Annotated in this window: 19 protein-coding genes and 1 pseudogene; 12 read left to right on the top strand and 8 right to left on the bottom strand. The window is 53.4% G+C overall.

Annotation, left to right across the window (positions count from 1 at the left end; translation table 11 throughout):
* Both BLV25_RS16480 and BLV25_RS16475 read left to right on the top strand, forming a co-directional pair.
* A partial coding sequence (locus BLV25_RS16480; protein ID WP_092735446.1) for a DUF5615 family PIN-like protein occupies positions 1 to 294 on the top strand: 294 nt, incomplete at its 5' end.
* 140 nt (positions 295 to 434) lie between these two features.
* Entirely contained in the window at positions 435 to 842 is a 408-nt protein-coding gene (locus BLV25_RS16475) for an SHOCT domain-containing protein (protein WP_143114518.1), read from the top strand.
* Positions 843 to 2039: 1197 nt separating this feature from the next.
* Here BLV25_RS16475 and BLV25_RS16470 read toward each other — a convergent pair.
* Positions 2040 to 2300, bottom strand: coding sequence for an HVO_A0114 family putative DNA-binding protein (locus BLV25_RS16470; RefSeq protein ID WP_256335786.1), 261 nt, complete (start codon positions 2298 to 2300; stop codon positions 2040 to 2042).
* Between the two features lie 228 nt (positions 2301 to 2528).
* Entirely contained in the window at positions 2529 to 3491 is a 963-nt protein-coding gene (locus BLV25_RS16465) for a hypothetical protein (protein ID WP_092735443.1), read from the bottom strand.
* A 427-nt stretch (positions 3492 to 3918) separates the two neighbouring features.
* Here BLV25_RS16465 and BLV25_RS17595 point away from each other — a divergent pair, with 427 nt between their 5' ends.
* The 3 genes from BLV25_RS17595 to BLV25_RS16455 all read left to right on the top strand — a co-directional run bounded on the left by BLV25_RS17595 (position 3919) and on the right by BLV25_RS16455 (position 5241).
* The gene (locus BLV25_RS17595) at positions 3919 to 4083 is read left to right on the top strand and encodes a DUF7837 family putative zinc-binding protein (RefSeq protein ID WP_176819535.1); all 165 of its coding nucleotides are present in this window, start codon (positions 3919 to 3921) and stop codon (positions 4081 to 4083) included.
* 37 nt (positions 4084 to 4120) lie between these two features.
* Complete coding sequence (locus tag BLV25_RS16460) at positions 4121 to 4534, top strand: TRAM domain-containing protein (RefSeq protein ID WP_176819534.1); 414 nt, start codon at positions 4121 to 4123, stop codon at positions 4532 to 4534.
* Between the two features lie 350 nt (positions 4535 to 4884).
* Positions 4885 to 5241 carry a hypothetical protein gene (locus tag BLV25_RS16455; RefSeq protein WP_092735442.1) on the top strand — a complete coding sequence of 119 codons (357 nt, stop codon included), beginning with the start codon at positions 4885 to 4887 and terminating at the stop codon, positions 5239 to 5241.
* A gap of 112 nt (positions 5242 to 5353) precedes the next feature.
* Here the strand turns inward: BLV25_RS16455 and BLV25_RS16450 are convergent, their stop codons facing one another.
* Both BLV25_RS16450 and BLV25_RS16445 read right to left on the bottom strand, forming a co-directional pair.
* Positions 5354 to 5746 (bottom strand): winged helix-turn-helix domain-containing protein, encoded by a 393-nt coding sequence (locus BLV25_RS16450; protein WP_092735441.1) that lies wholly within the window; start codon positions 5744 to 5746, stop codon positions 5354 to 5356.
* A 409-nt stretch (positions 5747 to 6155) separates the two neighbouring features.
* The gene (locus BLV25_RS16445) at positions 6156 to 6587 is read right to left on the bottom strand and encodes a hypothetical protein (protein WP_143114517.1); all 432 of its coding nucleotides are present in this window, start codon (positions 6585 to 6587) and stop codon (positions 6156 to 6158) included.
* Between the two features lie 1680 nt (positions 6588 to 8267).
* Here BLV25_RS16445 and BLV25_RS17135 point away from each other — a divergent pair.
* A complete protein-coding gene (locus BLV25_RS17135) occupies positions 8268 to 8543 on the top strand; it encodes a hypothetical protein (protein ID WP_143114516.1) in 276 nt (91 codons plus the stop codon).
* A 90-nt stretch (positions 8544 to 8633) separates the two neighbouring features.
* On the opposite strand, the gene BLV25_RS17130 is transcribed toward BLV25_RS17135, so the two are convergent.
* The 3 genes from BLV25_RS17130 to BLV25_RS16430 all read right to left on the bottom strand — a co-directional run bounded on the left by BLV25_RS17130 (position 8634) and on the right by BLV25_RS16430 (position 10543).
* Positions 8634 to 9173, bottom strand: a complete 540-nt coding sequence (locus BLV25_RS17130; protein WP_143114515.1) for a hypothetical protein — start codon at positions 9171 to 9173, stop codon at positions 8634 to 8636.
* 364 nt (positions 9174 to 9537) lie between these two features.
* Positions 9538 to 9975: a hypothetical protein gene (locus tag BLV25_RS16435; protein ID WP_092735438.1), complete on the bottom strand. Its 438-nt coding sequence runs from the start codon at positions 9973 to 9975 to the stop codon at positions 9538 to 9540.
* Positions 9968 to 10543 (bottom strand): DUF7342 family protein, encoded by a 576-nt coding sequence (locus BLV25_RS16430; protein ID WP_092735437.1) that lies wholly within the window; start codon positions 10541 to 10543, stop codon positions 9968 to 9970. The genes BLV25_RS16435 and BLV25_RS16430 overlap by 8 nt, the downstream gene beginning before the upstream one ends.
* A 165-nt stretch (positions 10544 to 10708) precedes the next feature.
* Here BLV25_RS16430 and BLV25_RS18220 point away from each other — a divergent pair.
* The 6 genes and pseudogenes from BLV25_RS18220 to BLV25_RS17125 form a co-directional block, all read left to right on the top strand.
* Positions 10709 to 10942 (top strand): annotated as a pseudogene (locus BLV25_RS18220) (helix-turn-helix transcriptional regulator); the annotation flags it as partial.
* 33 nt (positions 10943 to 10975) lie between these two features.
* Positions 10976 to 11824 (top strand): hypothetical protein, encoded by an 849-nt coding sequence (locus BLV25_RS16425; protein WP_092735436.1) that lies wholly within the window; start codon positions 10976 to 10978, stop codon positions 11822 to 11824.
* Between the two features lie 198 nt (positions 11825 to 12022).
* Complete coding sequence (locus tag BLV25_RS18080) at positions 12023 to 12154, top strand: hypothetical protein (RefSeq protein WP_256335785.1); 132 nt, start codon at positions 12023 to 12025, stop codon at positions 12152 to 12154.
* 77 nt (positions 12155 to 12231) lie between these two features.
* On the top strand, positions 12232 to 12963 hold the full coding sequence (locus BLV25_RS16420) for a hypothetical protein (protein ID WP_092735435.1): 732 nt from the start codon (positions 12232 to 12234) through the stop codon (positions 12961 to 12963).
* Between the two features lie 170 nt (positions 12964 to 13133).
* On the top strand, positions 13134 to 13865 hold the full coding sequence (locus BLV25_RS16415) for a DUF7342 family protein (RefSeq protein ID WP_092735434.1): 732 nt from the start codon (positions 13134 to 13136) through the stop codon (positions 13863 to 13865).
* A 4-nt stretch (positions 13866 to 13869) separates the two neighbouring features.
* Positions 13870 to 14361, top strand: a complete 492-nt coding sequence (locus BLV25_RS17125; RefSeq protein ID WP_143114514.1) for a hypothetical protein — start codon at positions 13870 to 13872, stop codon at positions 14359 to 14361.
* 230 nt (positions 14362 to 14591) lie between these two features.
* Here BLV25_RS17125 and BLV25_RS16410 read toward each other — a convergent pair.
* On the bottom strand, positions 14592 to 15272 hold a 681-nt coding region (locus BLV25_RS16410), incomplete at its 5' end, for a PQQ-binding-like beta-propeller repeat protein (protein ID WP_176819533.1).

The following is a 15272-nucleotide window of genomic DNA, read 5'->3' as shown; positions in this document are numbered from 1 at the left end:
AAACTCGACAAAGCAGGCCACGACGTAGAGCGTGTCGTCGACGTGAGCGAATTGGGAGAAGGCGTCGACGACACCACGATTCGTCTGTACGCCGTGCAAGAGGGGCGTCTCATTGTCACCAGCGACGACGACTTTGTCCAGCTGCCGGCAGACTCTCACAGTGGGGTATTCTACGTCCCCGACCAGTCGCTCCCCTCGCACGAACTCTACCAGATCATCCAGCGAGTTATCGGAGTGTTCCCCAACCGAGAGGCGATGGACACAGTGACGTACATTACTACCGACTGGCTGTGAATCACGAGTGAAGCGAGCGATACGTGAGTCACCAGTACCGACCGGATCAGCAGTAGGGGCGGTCCAGCGCGACAAGCCTGAATCGGCCAAACAGACGAGACTGCGGAACGAACAAGTCGTAGTGTCGCCGATGTGTCGTTGTGACACGCTCCAAACCACGTATCGTCACTGGACTGATGTTAGGTGCTTTCCTTGCCTTTGGAGTTGACACGATAATAATTGTCGGTGTACTGTGGTACATCGGTCAGATTCCGGGAGCGACTGCAGGTGGCGTGTCAGCTGCTGTCTTGGTTGTTTTCGTGCTATGGATCTTCGGACGGTGGGTTCGTTTGCGTTGGGCGGATCGTCTCGATAGTGAGCGTGTCGAAAGTGCAGATGATCGTGACCAGCGTGATCCGCTTGAACAGCTTAAACAACGGTATGCAGAGGGTGAAATTTCCGATGCGGAGTTTGAGAAGCAGCTGGACACATTGTTAGATGCGGACCGTCGAGCCGAATCGAGTGAGGATCGATCTACCCTCGAACCCAACAGTAGAGAGCGAAAATGAGTACGGTGCCTGTACTGAGCGATTCGACAGACAGAGGTAGGGTGAAACAGGTGATCGATAAACATACTGTACCTAACGTTTACCTGATGCAAGACTCACGCCCTACATTCAGCACACCGCTTGTATTAACAGCGAAGGGATTCACCAGATCTGATTACTCCATTTTATATCTACTTCTGGCATTGTCTTTCACCGGTACTGTTGTGTAGGCTCTGTTGAAATCCCCAGTAGTTGATATTTTCCTACCCTCAATCGCTTAGTACAGTCTCTGTACGCAGAGAAGCGATCCGTTTCACGCGGTTTTACGGATAGCCAAGGGAATGCTTTGAGGGTTGACCCCGCGGCAGTTCACGTGGCTGACGGTCAGTCTCGTAATTATATATCTAGCTTAGAAGTTAAGAACCGGGCTTCGTATTGACCTGTATGGACTGGGGCTTCAGAATTCGGAAAGACGTTCCATCTTGGGTACAGAAACTCGTACTAATTGGTGCGATCCTGCTGATTGCCGGTCTGCAGTATTTCAATATTATATAACCAGCAAGGTCTCAATCAACAGATTACACACCAATTCTGTTGATGCGCTCAATACCGGGGGTCAATCTTGCATTGGAGACTCTGCCAGATATAGGGGATGTGGATCACGATCTCTGTGTTGGATCTGATGAGTTGCGTTGTATCGGTATGTATGGGTCGGATACCCGTGTATGGATGAGAATACCACACGAGTCTGGTAGATTGACTTATGACCGACGGTGGAGTGTCTTAGAGTATGCAGCGACCATCAGACGCCCCCACCGTCGCTACCTTGTCCCTGTCCGTTCTAACTCCCGAACGCAGTCCCCCAGAGTATGACTAGCCGTTGTGAAAGTCCCTATGGACCCAAACTGGATATTACTCTGCTTGATGACCAAGCCCAGGTTCCCACATATGTCCTCTACCCGGCAGACACAACCGACAAAGACGTAGAAACAACGTGGATCCGGTTCAAGGAGAGTGATAGCATCTCGCTGTGGGATAACTGCTGAGAACTCGACGGACACCTACTGTTGTCATCGAATTCGCGTCCCTAACTCTGAACGCAGTTCGTGATAGATCCAGATGAAAATACGATTACGTGCTATTTCAGTCCCCTGTACTGAGAGATCGTGAATCGCCTTTGGAGATTGTGTGGGGCAAATCCGATCAGAAGAGACGGTGTCACACGACGGGTTCGATGACGAGGTGGTCTTGGGTGAGTACGGGCTTCTTCGCCCGACCCGACTCTTCGAATCGGACGATCCCGTGTTCGGCGAGAGTGCCGAGATCGCGGCTAACCTGTCCCTTGTCCCGATCGAGCTTCCGGGCAAGCCCCCGGACGGATTCGACATCCTCGGCCCGCAGAGTTTCAATGATCTCCCGCCGCTTGGGTGAGAGCACCTTGTCGGCGGTGTCCCAGCTGATCACCTGGACGCCGGACATTCCACCCCGGGCGACCGACCGAGCCATTTCTGCACAGAGATCAAGGTCATCATCCCGATCGTCAGCTCCACGGCTACCGCTGTTTATATCTACTTCTGGCAGTGTCTTTCACCGTTACTGTTATGTAGTAACCTCAACGGCTTAAACTCCATACACATTCAAAAAAGCGGATCAACAAGTTCAGCAGTATGTTTTGCCGTTCCTACGTTACTCAGAACATCTTTAGACTCAGTCGATGGAATTCTCCACGAATAGTGGATGGAAGGTCTCGGAAAGCGTGATGAGTTCGTCGACGATCGCGTCGACATACGAATCGTATTCCGGGTCCTGGACGGCATCTTCGTGCCAGACCTTCGTATTGATGATGTTCTTCTTGCGATGAGGATGCCACTCATAGTTTGATAGAGAGTCCACGTGTTGAGAGGCGATTGCTGTGAGTGCCTCTCGCTCTGAGTCGGTCAACCCCTCTATGCTAGCAATCTGTAGTCGAACGGTCGATCGTCCACTCTCGCCTGTCTCACCGATATACACGTCGTACTGGACAGCATCTGGATGTTGCGGGTGCGTCGATCGGAACCCCGCACGCTTTTTCAAATCAACCGTCTGGACGAGATCCGAAATTTCGGTCTTCGTCTGGAATTGGTCAGCGATGGATTGCAGCACACCGGACGCGTCGGTTGTCGGAGATCTACCTCTCCGCATCCCCGACTCGAATACCGTCGAGAAGAACGCCGCACTATCGTGGGTAGCATCTTCGAGATAGTCGAGTACGTCCTCGTACCGGAGGATCGAGTCGAATTCTGCTTCGTCTTCGTCCGATACGTAGCTCTCCGGCGCTACCAGACAGACAGTAAATGAATCCCACGACCCACGATCAACCCGGTATTGCCCTCGATTAAAATACCGCTCAACTTGATCCGGTTGCTTACTCGCGTCGATCTTGTCTTCAATCAAGACCAAGTGCCGGTCACCCGACACCGACCGAAATCCGAATTCAACATCTGACTCCCCTTCACCAGCGTACGTCGCGTGCATAACGCTCCCGAGGTAGCGACTGATTTCGAGCTCGGGGACGGCTTGGCGAACAAGCCACTGCCTGAAATCCACCGAGGTCTCAAGCAACTGGACGAGTATGAAATCAACTTCCTGTTCACCAGCACTTGCGATTGATTCACCGTTCTCAATGTCCATTTACCAGCCAAACAGGAGCTCACAAATATTCGTTCTTCCGCTCAGTGAGTGGTTTTGAGCGGCTAAGCTGATTGGCGATATTGACTGGTGTATCTCGAACACGGCAGTCTACTCTGAAATCTGGAAGCGCTCTATCTCATCTGACCCACATTTGGGACACTCGTCTGCGCCTGACGCAAGAGTCTCACCGCACTGGCGGCATTCCACGACTACCTCTATCTCGTCACCGGGCAGTAGTCGAGTCAGTACTGCGCGGACACTCATAGGATCCGAAGTTTTGGTGGCTGTGAGTTAATGCTACTGGTAATCAGTATCCACCCGGAAATCCGGTGCGTTCAACCCGTAAAGCTGCCAAAGGCTTACGTTCAAGGCCGGATGACATTCATTTGGAAGGACCGCTGTCACACGCTCCTTCCACCCCCTTTCCATGAATGCTGATGAATCGTTCCTCGGTCGCTGCCCGGAATGTGGTGAGGACATCTCGGAAGCGTGGATTCTTGTTGAGTACGAGAAGGACGACGGCACCGAGGGCGTGTGGACCGAGTGTCCAGCGTGTGCGGACGTTGTAGCCCCGGAGCAGACAGCAGAGTAAAGTGTTCGTCGTCGCGTATCCGGAGTAAGGTCTACAAATGGAGATTTCAGAGGAACTTCGCTGTCTGTTCTCGGGTACAGTCGAAGAGCGTAATGGGTCATATGTGATTGAGGTACCGGAGCAAGAACTCCGTCTTGGCGACCTACAAGCAGACGAAACGTACCGTGTGGCTGTTCTACCAGGACCCGCAACCAACGAGGCCGACAACACTGACACCGTTCCACAGCCCGAGCAACCACCACAGAAACCCCCCGTCGAGGAAGGCGAACAACGGACCGTCGAAATCGAAAACATTGGTGACCAAGGCGACGGGATTACCCGTGTTGATCGCGGGTTCGTCGTTATCGTTCCCGACACTGAACAGAGCGAACGTGTCACTATCGAGATCACTGATGTACGTGAGAATGTCGCCTTCGCGGAAGTTGTTGAGCGGGTAAGTTACTACGAGTAGTTGAATCGCTTGATCCTCTTCGTCTGTGGACGGGACCGCGTGATCGATACGCAGTATTCGGATACTGTCTAGCGCGGACTAGTCTATTTCCGGTGATTGTTTCGAACAGTGACCGTACTTGGTCCATCCTCTGTGTTTTGTACACCTCTTGTAACAAGTTACAGGACGATCAAGACTGGCTACGATACGTGTAATTCCGGTACTGAACGGTTTCTGGTTGGTGAGGGGAGTCTGCAATGTCACCCTCGATCCGGAAATCAAACTGGGGAACAAGACGTGCAGGAGCAGTAGATTGATCTACCTATCCACCACAAGTTTAATGCTTAGTGGACATATATCTTTATCTAATTATGTCCAAAGGACATTTCGGGTCGGCGGGGGCGAGTATCGAGTACGGTGCTGCTGGCTGTCTCTTTCCCGTCGATGACCTGGATGCGACGGTGCGCCAGTACCGTGATGCCCAGCTCGCGCTCAACGACGTTGATGGCGAGGATGTCATCGTCGTTGCCCCGACGAGCCTTGCAACCAGTTATTTCCTTACCCAGCACGCGCTCACCGCGATTCCCGTCGACAGTCTCCCCACCGCGATTCAGACCCAGATTGCCGGCGAAATTGACGGGGCTCTCGACTCGTTCGACCTTATTCAGATCGGAAAGTGGAACAGCGACAGTCCGAACCACTCGCTCACTGAATTCGCGGACGCCTGACTCCCGCTAGAGACACACAGCGTGTCATAGAATGCTTCTCATTTCCTTTCTTTTCCAAGCTCTGTCAGGAACCACGTGGTGGGATTCCCGCGTCTTCAGACGCGGGAGGAAGTCAATACTGAGGGTGAGAGCCAGTGATGTTTCGAACATCAGCGGTGATTTCTTGCCGTCCGATATGCGTGATCTGGTAGAACGTCTGCCGACCATCTTGGTCCTCTGGAGCTCCTACGCGAGCGACGAGACCAGCATCAACGAGTTCTCCGAGGTGGTGAGTGAGGTCAAAACTAGGATTGTCGACAGCCTCGGCGAGTTCTTTTCGTGCGACTTCCTCACGGTCCCACAGATAGTACAGGATCGCATATCGCCGCTCATCACCCAACGCTGCTTTCCGAGCGACGTGATCCGTGAGCGTCCCCATGTTGCCGCTAAATAACTGCTCATCCACGTACTGTTCCAGATCCCCCTCATCGGGATCTGGCGCCGTGGGAGTGGCATCTGAGGACATCGGTACCTGAACGTACAGCGCGGATCCATATGAATCTGCTGACTAGAACGAATAATTTCTTTGTTTCTAATTGATAAGATGGTGCTGGTCAGGAATAATCTCCTACGCAAAAGCGAGTCAGTTCACTGTCGCTGACGAGTACTCTGAGGCTGCCCCGTACATTTAGCAGGCCGTTGATGAGCACGGGGAAGACTGGGTTTGGAGCACTACTACGAGCAGCTCTACAGGCAGAGCAGGCCGAGTGCCTCAGGGCTTGACCCCGAGGCAGTTCACCATCTGTATTAGAGAGTCATCACATAAACCCAGAGACCACGTAATAGGATTCTCAATTTAGGACGATAATGGAACCAGCAAATCCAATCGACGACTGAGCACACCAGAGGTGGATAAAAAAATAGGGGTCGGAGACTCACGAGTTGGTGTCGTAGAGCTCCTTCACGTAGGCTCCGTCGTAGAGCATAAGCTGGACTTCGTCTCGGGGGGCGTAGTAGTGGTCTTTGCCGTTCAGGATGTAGACCTTTCCAGGTTCCAGTCGAACATCGGGGTCGTAGACAACGAAGGCCCGGATGTCCCCGTAGTCCATCGACTTGTCCCAGAGGAGCCCCTTCTGATAGGGTCGATGGCTGTTCAGATCTTGCTCACAAGTAACCTGAGCTTTGACCAGGACATTGTCGCCTGACCCTGAAAGATCTGCGAGATCTGCGAGTCCCTGCTTTTGTACCATCTCAGTCACCTCCCTTTCGAGTGACGCTGATCGCTCCGGCGCTCCGGCCAGCCTTGGCGGTCGAACCACACCACGGGCAGGTCTCGTTTGTTCGAAGCGGTTCGTGGGGATGATCACACCCCTGACACCGGACTTTGCCGGGTGCTCGAACCCGTGTCTTACTGGCGTACATCACGGTCGTGATGACGCCGTTCTTGCAGGTCATCAGGAGGTCCATCAACGGATGGAGCCGAGCCTCGTGGTAGTCTTTGTCCGGTGCTTCGACTCGTACACCGCGTTCCCACGCTGTTGCGAGGGGGATGTCTCCGTTGTTGAATCGGTTGCCGTACTCGTCTGCTGCGTGGGACGACACAACTGGACGCTGATGCTGGTCGCTGGTGGTTTTCGTGTGCATAGGTAGAATCCTCTGGTCGGCAGGACGGATCTGATCCTGCCGAAGTGTGCTCAGTCGTACGAACGGTCTCTGAGAACCGCTATCGCGCCGTCGGGTGAGGGGGATATCGAACCGGCAAGCTACACCCTACGCTCGGTGACGATGCTTTGGGCTCAAGTTCACTTCGGCGGGATGGTAACCGAAGCAAGGCTGCTGCTCAGCACGTTGAATACTCTTCGCAATCCACGGAGTCATCTCCTGACGTCGCTCCACGTAGGGTCACAGGGCCCGAAGCCCCTTCGTGTAATCCATCGCGGGCGAGCGCCAAAGGTAACCCTTAGCTGACGAAGTCGAGCCAATCTTCGTGACCTGCCATAAGGCAGGTAGAGGGTATCGGGGAAGGCCTCGAATAGAGGCCGGGAAATTGACATACCCTCGCTGGCTCTCCGAGCCACCTCAGTCGGGGAACCCCCTCAATAACAATATTGTCGCAGGAACATACTTAAACCAAAATTGAGCAGGCATCCCTCTTCAGTTGCCGGATCCTGTCGTTTCCCGGACTGTTCAGCAGCGCTGCATTAAAGAACGCGTCCGGTGCAGGGTTAATGGATGAGTCAATCGGTGTGGGAGACTGCCACTATTGATGATACTATCCGGGAGATCACTGCTGGTGCCCGGTTAGATTATCGGGCAGGGCCCATACACGAGGGCGAAGGGGACGGGGATCTGCCGCCGGCGTGGGGCGTCGATGTTGAATCATACGCCGTCGGGTACGAACCTGTCGGGGAGACTTCTATCGGGGATGCTTCAGAGCGTTACCGCCACTCTAAGTTCTCTCGGTTTCGAACTCCGGCTGATCGCCTCGCCAAACATAACGAGGGGCGGCACCCGTCAGATGGGACGCTGAGTGCGCGACTTGCTCGACTCGATAAGAAGCGGATCACGCAAGCGTACTGTTCTCGGTTCGATGTCACTCCGTTTCAGCGAGATGAGGCGGTGCGGGCGATGCTCTTGTTGAATCTAGACGCCTTTGGGCAGAATAAACGGATCGAGAAAGTGGCGTTAACAGTTATCCGGGTCGTCGTCAACTACAATCGCTTCGCACACTTGCAGGATGAGGATGCTCCACGAATTTCGGAGACTGCAGATTTCAAACGGCTCGCTGAGTCCGTTAATCTGGATAAGCGAACGATGCGACGGCTATCAAGAAGCATCAAGAAGAAGCTGAGTGCAGCTGAGTTCTTCGAAACGAATATAGAGCGCCAAGACCTTCGGCAGGCAGAATTTCAGTATCGAAATGAACGCGACACGCGACAACCCGGCCACGCGTGGCCAGACCATTCCTCTGAATAGGACGTTTGAATCACCCCGGCAATCTTCTTTGTCGGGCAATTGTTGTCAGTATCCCTCAAATGAGGGGTTGAATGTCTGACGACGGAACTGAAGAGAAAATTGTTCGATCGGCACGAATCACACGACATTGTGATGGCACTCCTCTCGGATGTGGTATTCACCTTACGGGGCCCGATCTTCTCCGGTTAGGTATCGATCCAGTCGAAAACGATGTTGTCGATGTCGTTATTCAGGACGGGGAACTCCGACTGGTTCCTGGGGAAGGGGAGCCTGTGATTGTCGAACGCGCCGCGTTTGCCAAGCAGAAAGAACAGTGGCGGGAAGCAGAATCGAAGAATGAGTCATAAGTCTAACTTTTCCTGATACCGGATTCCAACCGCAGACAGGGGTGGTAGACTGCAAACCGTAATATCCCAACGCTCGGGAATCCTCGCGTTTCAGCGTGGGGAGGACGGGGGTGTTTGGAGTACTTCTTCTGGCCAGATCGTCTCGCCGAAAACAACGTCGGTGACGGTTCCGACCGATGCTGGATAGTATGCATTTATATAATTTCCATTTGACATCGGTTCTGGAATCAGTAACTCGAATCGATCATCGGAGCAGTATTGGAGTGCTGGAGTCGGTGGATCACGCAGCTGGCCTTGCGCATGCAAGCGGTACGGTGGTCGATCAGTAATATCGGACGTCACGTCAACAGGATCACCATCATCAATTTCCCAGACCGTCGCGTAGTTCAGTGACAAATAAGTTCCACCTGACGACGACTCGGAGTCGTCTGCTGTAGCAGACTGCGGGTGTGGCTCCTGTGGGTCTGGCTCCTCGAACAGTTTGCTTGCAACTGTGCCGACGAGTACCGTTGCTGTCGTCTTATGAACCGCACGAACCGCGATTCGATCTCCTTCTTGAATCGCTGCAAGATCGCTGAACTCAACTGTATTCGCCTGGTCAGTCGACGCTGTGTTTGGTGAATCTGTCATAATCAACTTCGCGTGGTTGGGTGACTGACTTATACGCTTGCAAAGTTGCTACGCCGAATTACGACTATCGGGGGACAAACCGATTGATTGCGCCATCATTCTAAGGTGGCTGTGGTGTGTCAAATAACTGGCCGCGGAGGTGAGATCAGACACAGGCGGGAGGACTGCTCAAGCGTAATGATCACTGCGTCGTTGATGCGTGGTTCAGTTAGTGATCCCCCATCAGGATCCTGGTAGTACTGGGCCAGTATGGTATAGGCGTGCTGTGAGTCTGGTTGCCCGACTGTGAATCTGCCATCGGCCCTTTCCAGCTCTCGTACTCGATCCGTTCTAACACCCCTGAAAGCCCCGCTTCGCTGGGTCGTTACTCATCCCAGAAGGCTTTGATCCGGTTGTCGAGCCGAGTGAGAACAGCTGCGAGTATGTCCCGCCAGTCGTCGGGATAGTCGGCATCCTCTCCGGGAGTCGACGCATCTGGGGGCTGATGGAAGTGCTCGCGGGTGTTATGGTCATTCGGATGGCGGTCCCATCGGCACTCCCACTCGTTACCGGTCTGGTATTGCTCCGAATAATGGATGCTGAAGTCGTCGGTCTCGAACCAGCGGATCCGTAGATACGCACGGGTGACGCGGCCTGGAAAGTACCCGAGATCGTAGTCAGCGACGACTGCGTTCGGCGCATATTCCGGTCGTGTCTGGATGTCGTCGAACCGATTACTACGGGCGAGGTGTGCAGCAATCCGATCGAGGATTTCTGCATCGATCGGACCGCGACTGGGTGGGTCTGCCGTGTCCTCAGGCATCGACTGGACCGGGCTTGCTACCAGCGACTGGATTGTTTCGGCGTGCTTCGTCGAGGAGTGCGGCTCGCTGTTCGAGTGTCTCCCACTCGGAGAGTGCTTCCCAGGCTGCTTCGGTGGATAGATTCTGCTCCTGAGTCGCATCGATGAGGGACACATCGTCCGGGTGCGTTGCATCGAACTGCGCTCTGTAGTCTTCGATTTGGTTGAGCGTGTCGTCGAGGGCGTCAATGATCTCCTGCTCGGAGTATTCCTCGCGGATCCGGTCGATGCGTCGCCACTGGAAGTACGCGTCGTTGCGTTCGTACCGGACTGGACGACCGTCGTGCCGCTGTACCATTCCCATCTCGTCGAACCACTCTAGGTAGTCTCGTGCTGTTTCGGTGTCGCAATCGGCACGATCGGCAATCGTCGAAACCTTCGTCGGCGTCCGCAGGCCGACGACAACGTTGAGGAGTCGCTCTCGGATTGATCCACCTTTGAGGAGCAAGTCAGGCGATTCTAATGCGTCGAGATCAGGCGGTGATTCCTCGCCGTCGTATGCATCGCCGGGGATGTCTGTGAGGTCCATGTGTGGGTCCGTTGCTGTAGCTACTTGCTCTGGCGATATATATCTATGGAACGCTGAATTATTTCTGCTTTAGCTGCGTTCACGACAGCGCTAGATAGGCTGCATCTCAAAACACGCAAGATCGTGTAAACAGATTGCGTGATTTGAGACAAAGGGCTCTCTGAACCGGAACTCACTGTCCTCTCATACCTTAGTACCGAGGGGGGGGGAGATGGCGTGGTCCAGCGGGAGTCAGCTGATGCGCTTGAGTGGGGTCCGAGTCACACGTCCCGCGTGGTCTCGAATCTTGCCGAGCTCGGCCTAGTCACCAGAGAGCAGCAACACGGTCGATACCGGGTTTCGTTGTCGAACGCTGAACCGACCGAACGGTTTGCAGATTTCGCACGTGAATTCTGCTGAGAATTTCAACAACTCCGAGAGTACATAACGACAATGTTGTTCACAGAGAATTTCGATGCTGTAGAACCGACACATAGACTCGTCTCTCGGAGCCTATCCGGTGTGAGAGACTGGGACGAGCTCGGCCGTGTGAAAGTTGAGAACCGGGCGATGCGTGTTCTGATGGACTACGGAACCGCTGTCCACCTAGGGCTTGATCTAAAACACAGTCAATTTGAGACTGTACAACAGGAGCTAACGCAGGTTCCCGACTCGAAATGTATCTTTATCGGTTCGGATCATAAATTTCGAGCGTCGCTTCCCGAGGACCGGGCGTTGGTTGAGTCAGTACTCGAGATCCCGGACGGTGATACTGCCGCGTGGACAGACCGTCTGTTCAACCTCGTCGAAGTTGTAGTTTTGACTGACCAGTCGTGGCTATATCGCTCAGTACCGCATGAGGCCCATATCCGAGAAATCAACGCGAGAGGACACGGTGGGGCAATCGAGAAATTGAGCGATACATTTGCTCAGGTTCGAGGTTCGGCTATTGTTCCGTTTGGTGAGCTTGCCTCGTGGACAATTAACGGTACCACGTATGATTTGAGATGGAACTCTCTGTATTGCTCTCATAAGGAGAAGAGTGCGTCATATGATTTGGAACGGCTAAGGCAGGTGAATGTGCTGTTTCCTGAGAACGTCCTACATCTTGATTGGAAGCCGATGTCCGAGGAGTCGTTACTTCGTCGAATGATCTGGCGAGTTCTGGGTTCGGAGAGTGCTACTCCGCCAGCACGAGTCGAGATTCCTGCTGATGAAGACGGAGAAAAGATATTGGATGCGTTTCGCCAGCTACGTGATAAACTTGGATATAAATATGACGTTGAGACTCCTTCGGATTAGCACTTCTGATCAGCGTAGAGTCAATAATTGGTTCGCCTGTACGTATTGACTGGAACTACTCCAGAACGTGTTACCTAGTGAGGATCTCAACAAAGCCATATTTATAGATAATTATCCAGATTCGGCCGTAGATGTTACTCACTGTGCTTTCTATCTATGACCCAAAGACTTACTAAAGAATACTGTCTACGGGCAGGTATGCAACGGCAGTTTGAGTCGGATGGGAACCAGACTCGTTCTCTCCCAGAGGGCGCTCACGAAGAGATGAGCACCACGGAGTTTTATGAGCAGATCGGTGAGGAACTCGAAAGCGCTCTCGCATCCGAGTAACGCTGTTTAATCTGCCGTTTTGTCCGCGTCTTCGGAAGTCCAAATCCTTTTGAGCGCTTCTCGTGCGTATGTGAGTAATGACATATACCCCGTCAGTATCTGCGGTCTATAATCAGTATACTGACGACACATACCGGAATAACTCGCTTAGAGGGTGTGGGCGAGACGCATTCTTTGGCGCAATCTATACTCTACACAAGGAATACGGGATTCTAACCGCAAATTTCAAGCAAATCAGTGCCGGCCCGATTGACCACTATTACTACACAGTCCCCCAAGGCCAAACCAAGAATCCACGGTTCCACGCCCAAATGCTTCTTTCGCGGTACCTGTCTGCCATCTACAGAACGATTGAGGTTATGAAATTCTGCCTAGCAACCGCGGCACAAACAGCTCCGACTGACATTTCCATCCATCCGCCGATGAGTCCGGCATTATCTCGGTGGGATAGCTCCTCACAGACAGGAAAGCAACCGTGGAATCAGGCGTGTGATAATGTGATGACGCGGTTCACATATCTCCGTGGGATACGGAACGCTGCTGTTCATGCGTCTCTCAAGGGCTTCAAACTGGACTACGACTCGTCGAATGGTACAGTACTTATCTCGATTAAACCAACCCAGCTTGACCAAGACCAGGCTCTCCAAGGATACGACCCGCAACACAAGCAAGCGACGTATTCCTTCACAGATACGTACCTGCGATTCGAAGACGATACAGATGAGGCTCTTCACCCGGTGGATAACATCTTTGAATACCACAACGCCATTATCGAGCCGTTCATCAAAAAGTTCGCAAACGAACTCTAACTCCACAGGAACTCTTTGCGAGTGATGTGTCCGGCGAGGCTGCCTCTGCGGGGTCTCGTGTCACTAGTCACCCCGCCCTCAGGCGAGTGGGGATGTCAATTCGTTCTGGGTGAAAGTTGGACAGCCATCGCTCCGATAACTATTTGCCGATCCAATAATTATTGGATAGTATGAGTAGCTCGGAGAACGACTCTCACACCACGGGAGATGACGACACCGAGCAAACCGCTCGTGAGCGCCTCTTAGAGGCAATCCACGCGCTGTCACAACCGACGAAGATCAGCGTCCTCGCAGAGATGGCGGACTGTTCCGACCAAGGTGCGCGGAACATTTTGAGTGACTTCGAAGAGCTGGGGATCGTCGAGAAAGCCGGAGAGAACCCGCTGAAGTACGACAAGAACGAGGCGTACTTTCGGTTCCGGCGAGGGTATGAGCTTGCGCAGACGCACTCTGATGAGGAATTACGAGCAGGGATCGTTGATCGATGGAACAAACATCAAGCGTGGAAGCGGGAATTTGAGACAGAGCACCCGTCAACGATCAGCATTGAGCAGGTACAGGAAGAACAGGGTGAAGAGGCTGTCCGTGAGCTTCAGGAATGGAGTGCAACATATGAAGCACTCCAAGATTATATTGAGGCACTAGAACAGGTTCGGGAAACGAAGCTCATTCTTAATTTCCCGGCTACTGTGGGCCATCGTGAACAAGTTGTACAGTCGAATCAATTTGTACAGCCGTTTCTACAGCCGTTTTTACAGGTACAGGATACATCTTCACAAATACTCCGGCAACTTATGGCTCTTCAATTCTCTACTCAGGCGCAGCTCACAGGACTGGAGTTAGGGCAGATGCAGTCGAATATACTGGAGTATGTAGATCAAATCGAGACGACGGAGCAGTAATACGATGTCCGGCGTTTCGAGGCCTGTTGATGCCTACGTTAACAAGCTCTGCCGTGCGCTGGAGACGAAGGGCGGAATTCAAGTGAAAAAGACGATCGACACTGGCGATGGTGAACGTCGGGTACTCCTTGAGTCAAATACATATCCTGACCCTGTGACGGAGATCAAGGTCATTATCAGGTATTCTGGGGCTGTCGGGCCCTCAATAACCTATTGTGAGGACTGGAGTGGTGACGAGTGGGAGTGTCGGTGGGGACGCCATCCGAACTCACATAATACTGAAGAGCACTTCCATTATCCACCAGATGCGGGCGAGAATGAGACTCCGCCAGCCGTTGATGCGGAGTACGGACAAGATATTCTCATTATGACGAATGTCGTTGACTTTCTTTCGGAGCGGTACACCGAGATCATCAGCACGGATTCACCTACGTATCCATCTGACTACCGTTGGACGAATGAGTATTGTTCAGAGACGTATGAGGATCCGCCGTAAGCTGGCCAGATCAGTCAGTGCTGATCAGGAAATATGGTCTGTTGATACGGGGCCGCCCGAGAACGCGCCGAAATCATTCACTTAGCGAATACGCCTAACGATCCCGCGTTATGTGTGATATCGTCGTGCTGTGAGTCTGGTTGCCCGACTGTGACTCTGCTATCGGCCCTTCCCAGCTCTCGTACTCGCTCCTGTTCTAACGCCCCTGAGAATCTCATTCCGTTGGATCGTTACTCGTCATTATCACTCGGCACGTCACCAAGGGCGACGACCCCACTACTTGCGTTGCTCGTGTAGTAGACGGCTCCGTCTGCGAGGACGGGTGCGGTGCTGGGGTACGCGTCGAACCCTTCGATTTGGTGTTCCCACTGAACGGTCCCGTCGGATCGGTCAAGCGCGGCAAGCCCGGCTAAACTCGCTTCAGGAAGACTCTCACCCGAGATAACGATCGACTCGCGGCCGACACTAATCCCGCGGGTTGCGCTTCCGGATTGCTGCCAGATCGTTGCGCCGTCATCGATCGAAAGAGCGACGATTTCCTGACTTCGTGTTCCGAGGAACGCGGTCCCATTGCTGACAGCGGGCGGTGTTCCGAGGCGGTCGCCAAAGGTACCGAGTGAGCGTACTCGCGTCCCGTCTGCCGGGTCGTGGACAGCAAGTGTTCCTTGGTCGGTAACGAGTAACTCGTCGTTGGCGACGACTGGCTCAGTGTCCGGATGGTCGAGTTCGGTTTCCCACAGCAAGGAACCATCTGCGGTGGAGAGCGCGCGGAGTACACCGGTATTGCCATCCTGTAGGTAGCCTGTGACGTAGACGCGGTCGTCATCGATTGCGGTTGTCCGCGCTGCGAGTGTCGGGTGGCCCCAGAGTCGATCGCCGGTTGTTGCGTCGTACGCGATGAGCCCGGTTTC

The organism is Halopenitus persicus (assembly GCF_900107205.1).
Classification (GTDB): domain Archaea; phylum Halobacteriota; class Halobacteria; order Halobacteriales; family Haloferacaceae; genus Halopenitus; species Halopenitus persicus.
Note: the sequence above shows the minus strand (reverse complement) of the source record. Positions and strands in the feature narration are given on the sequence as shown.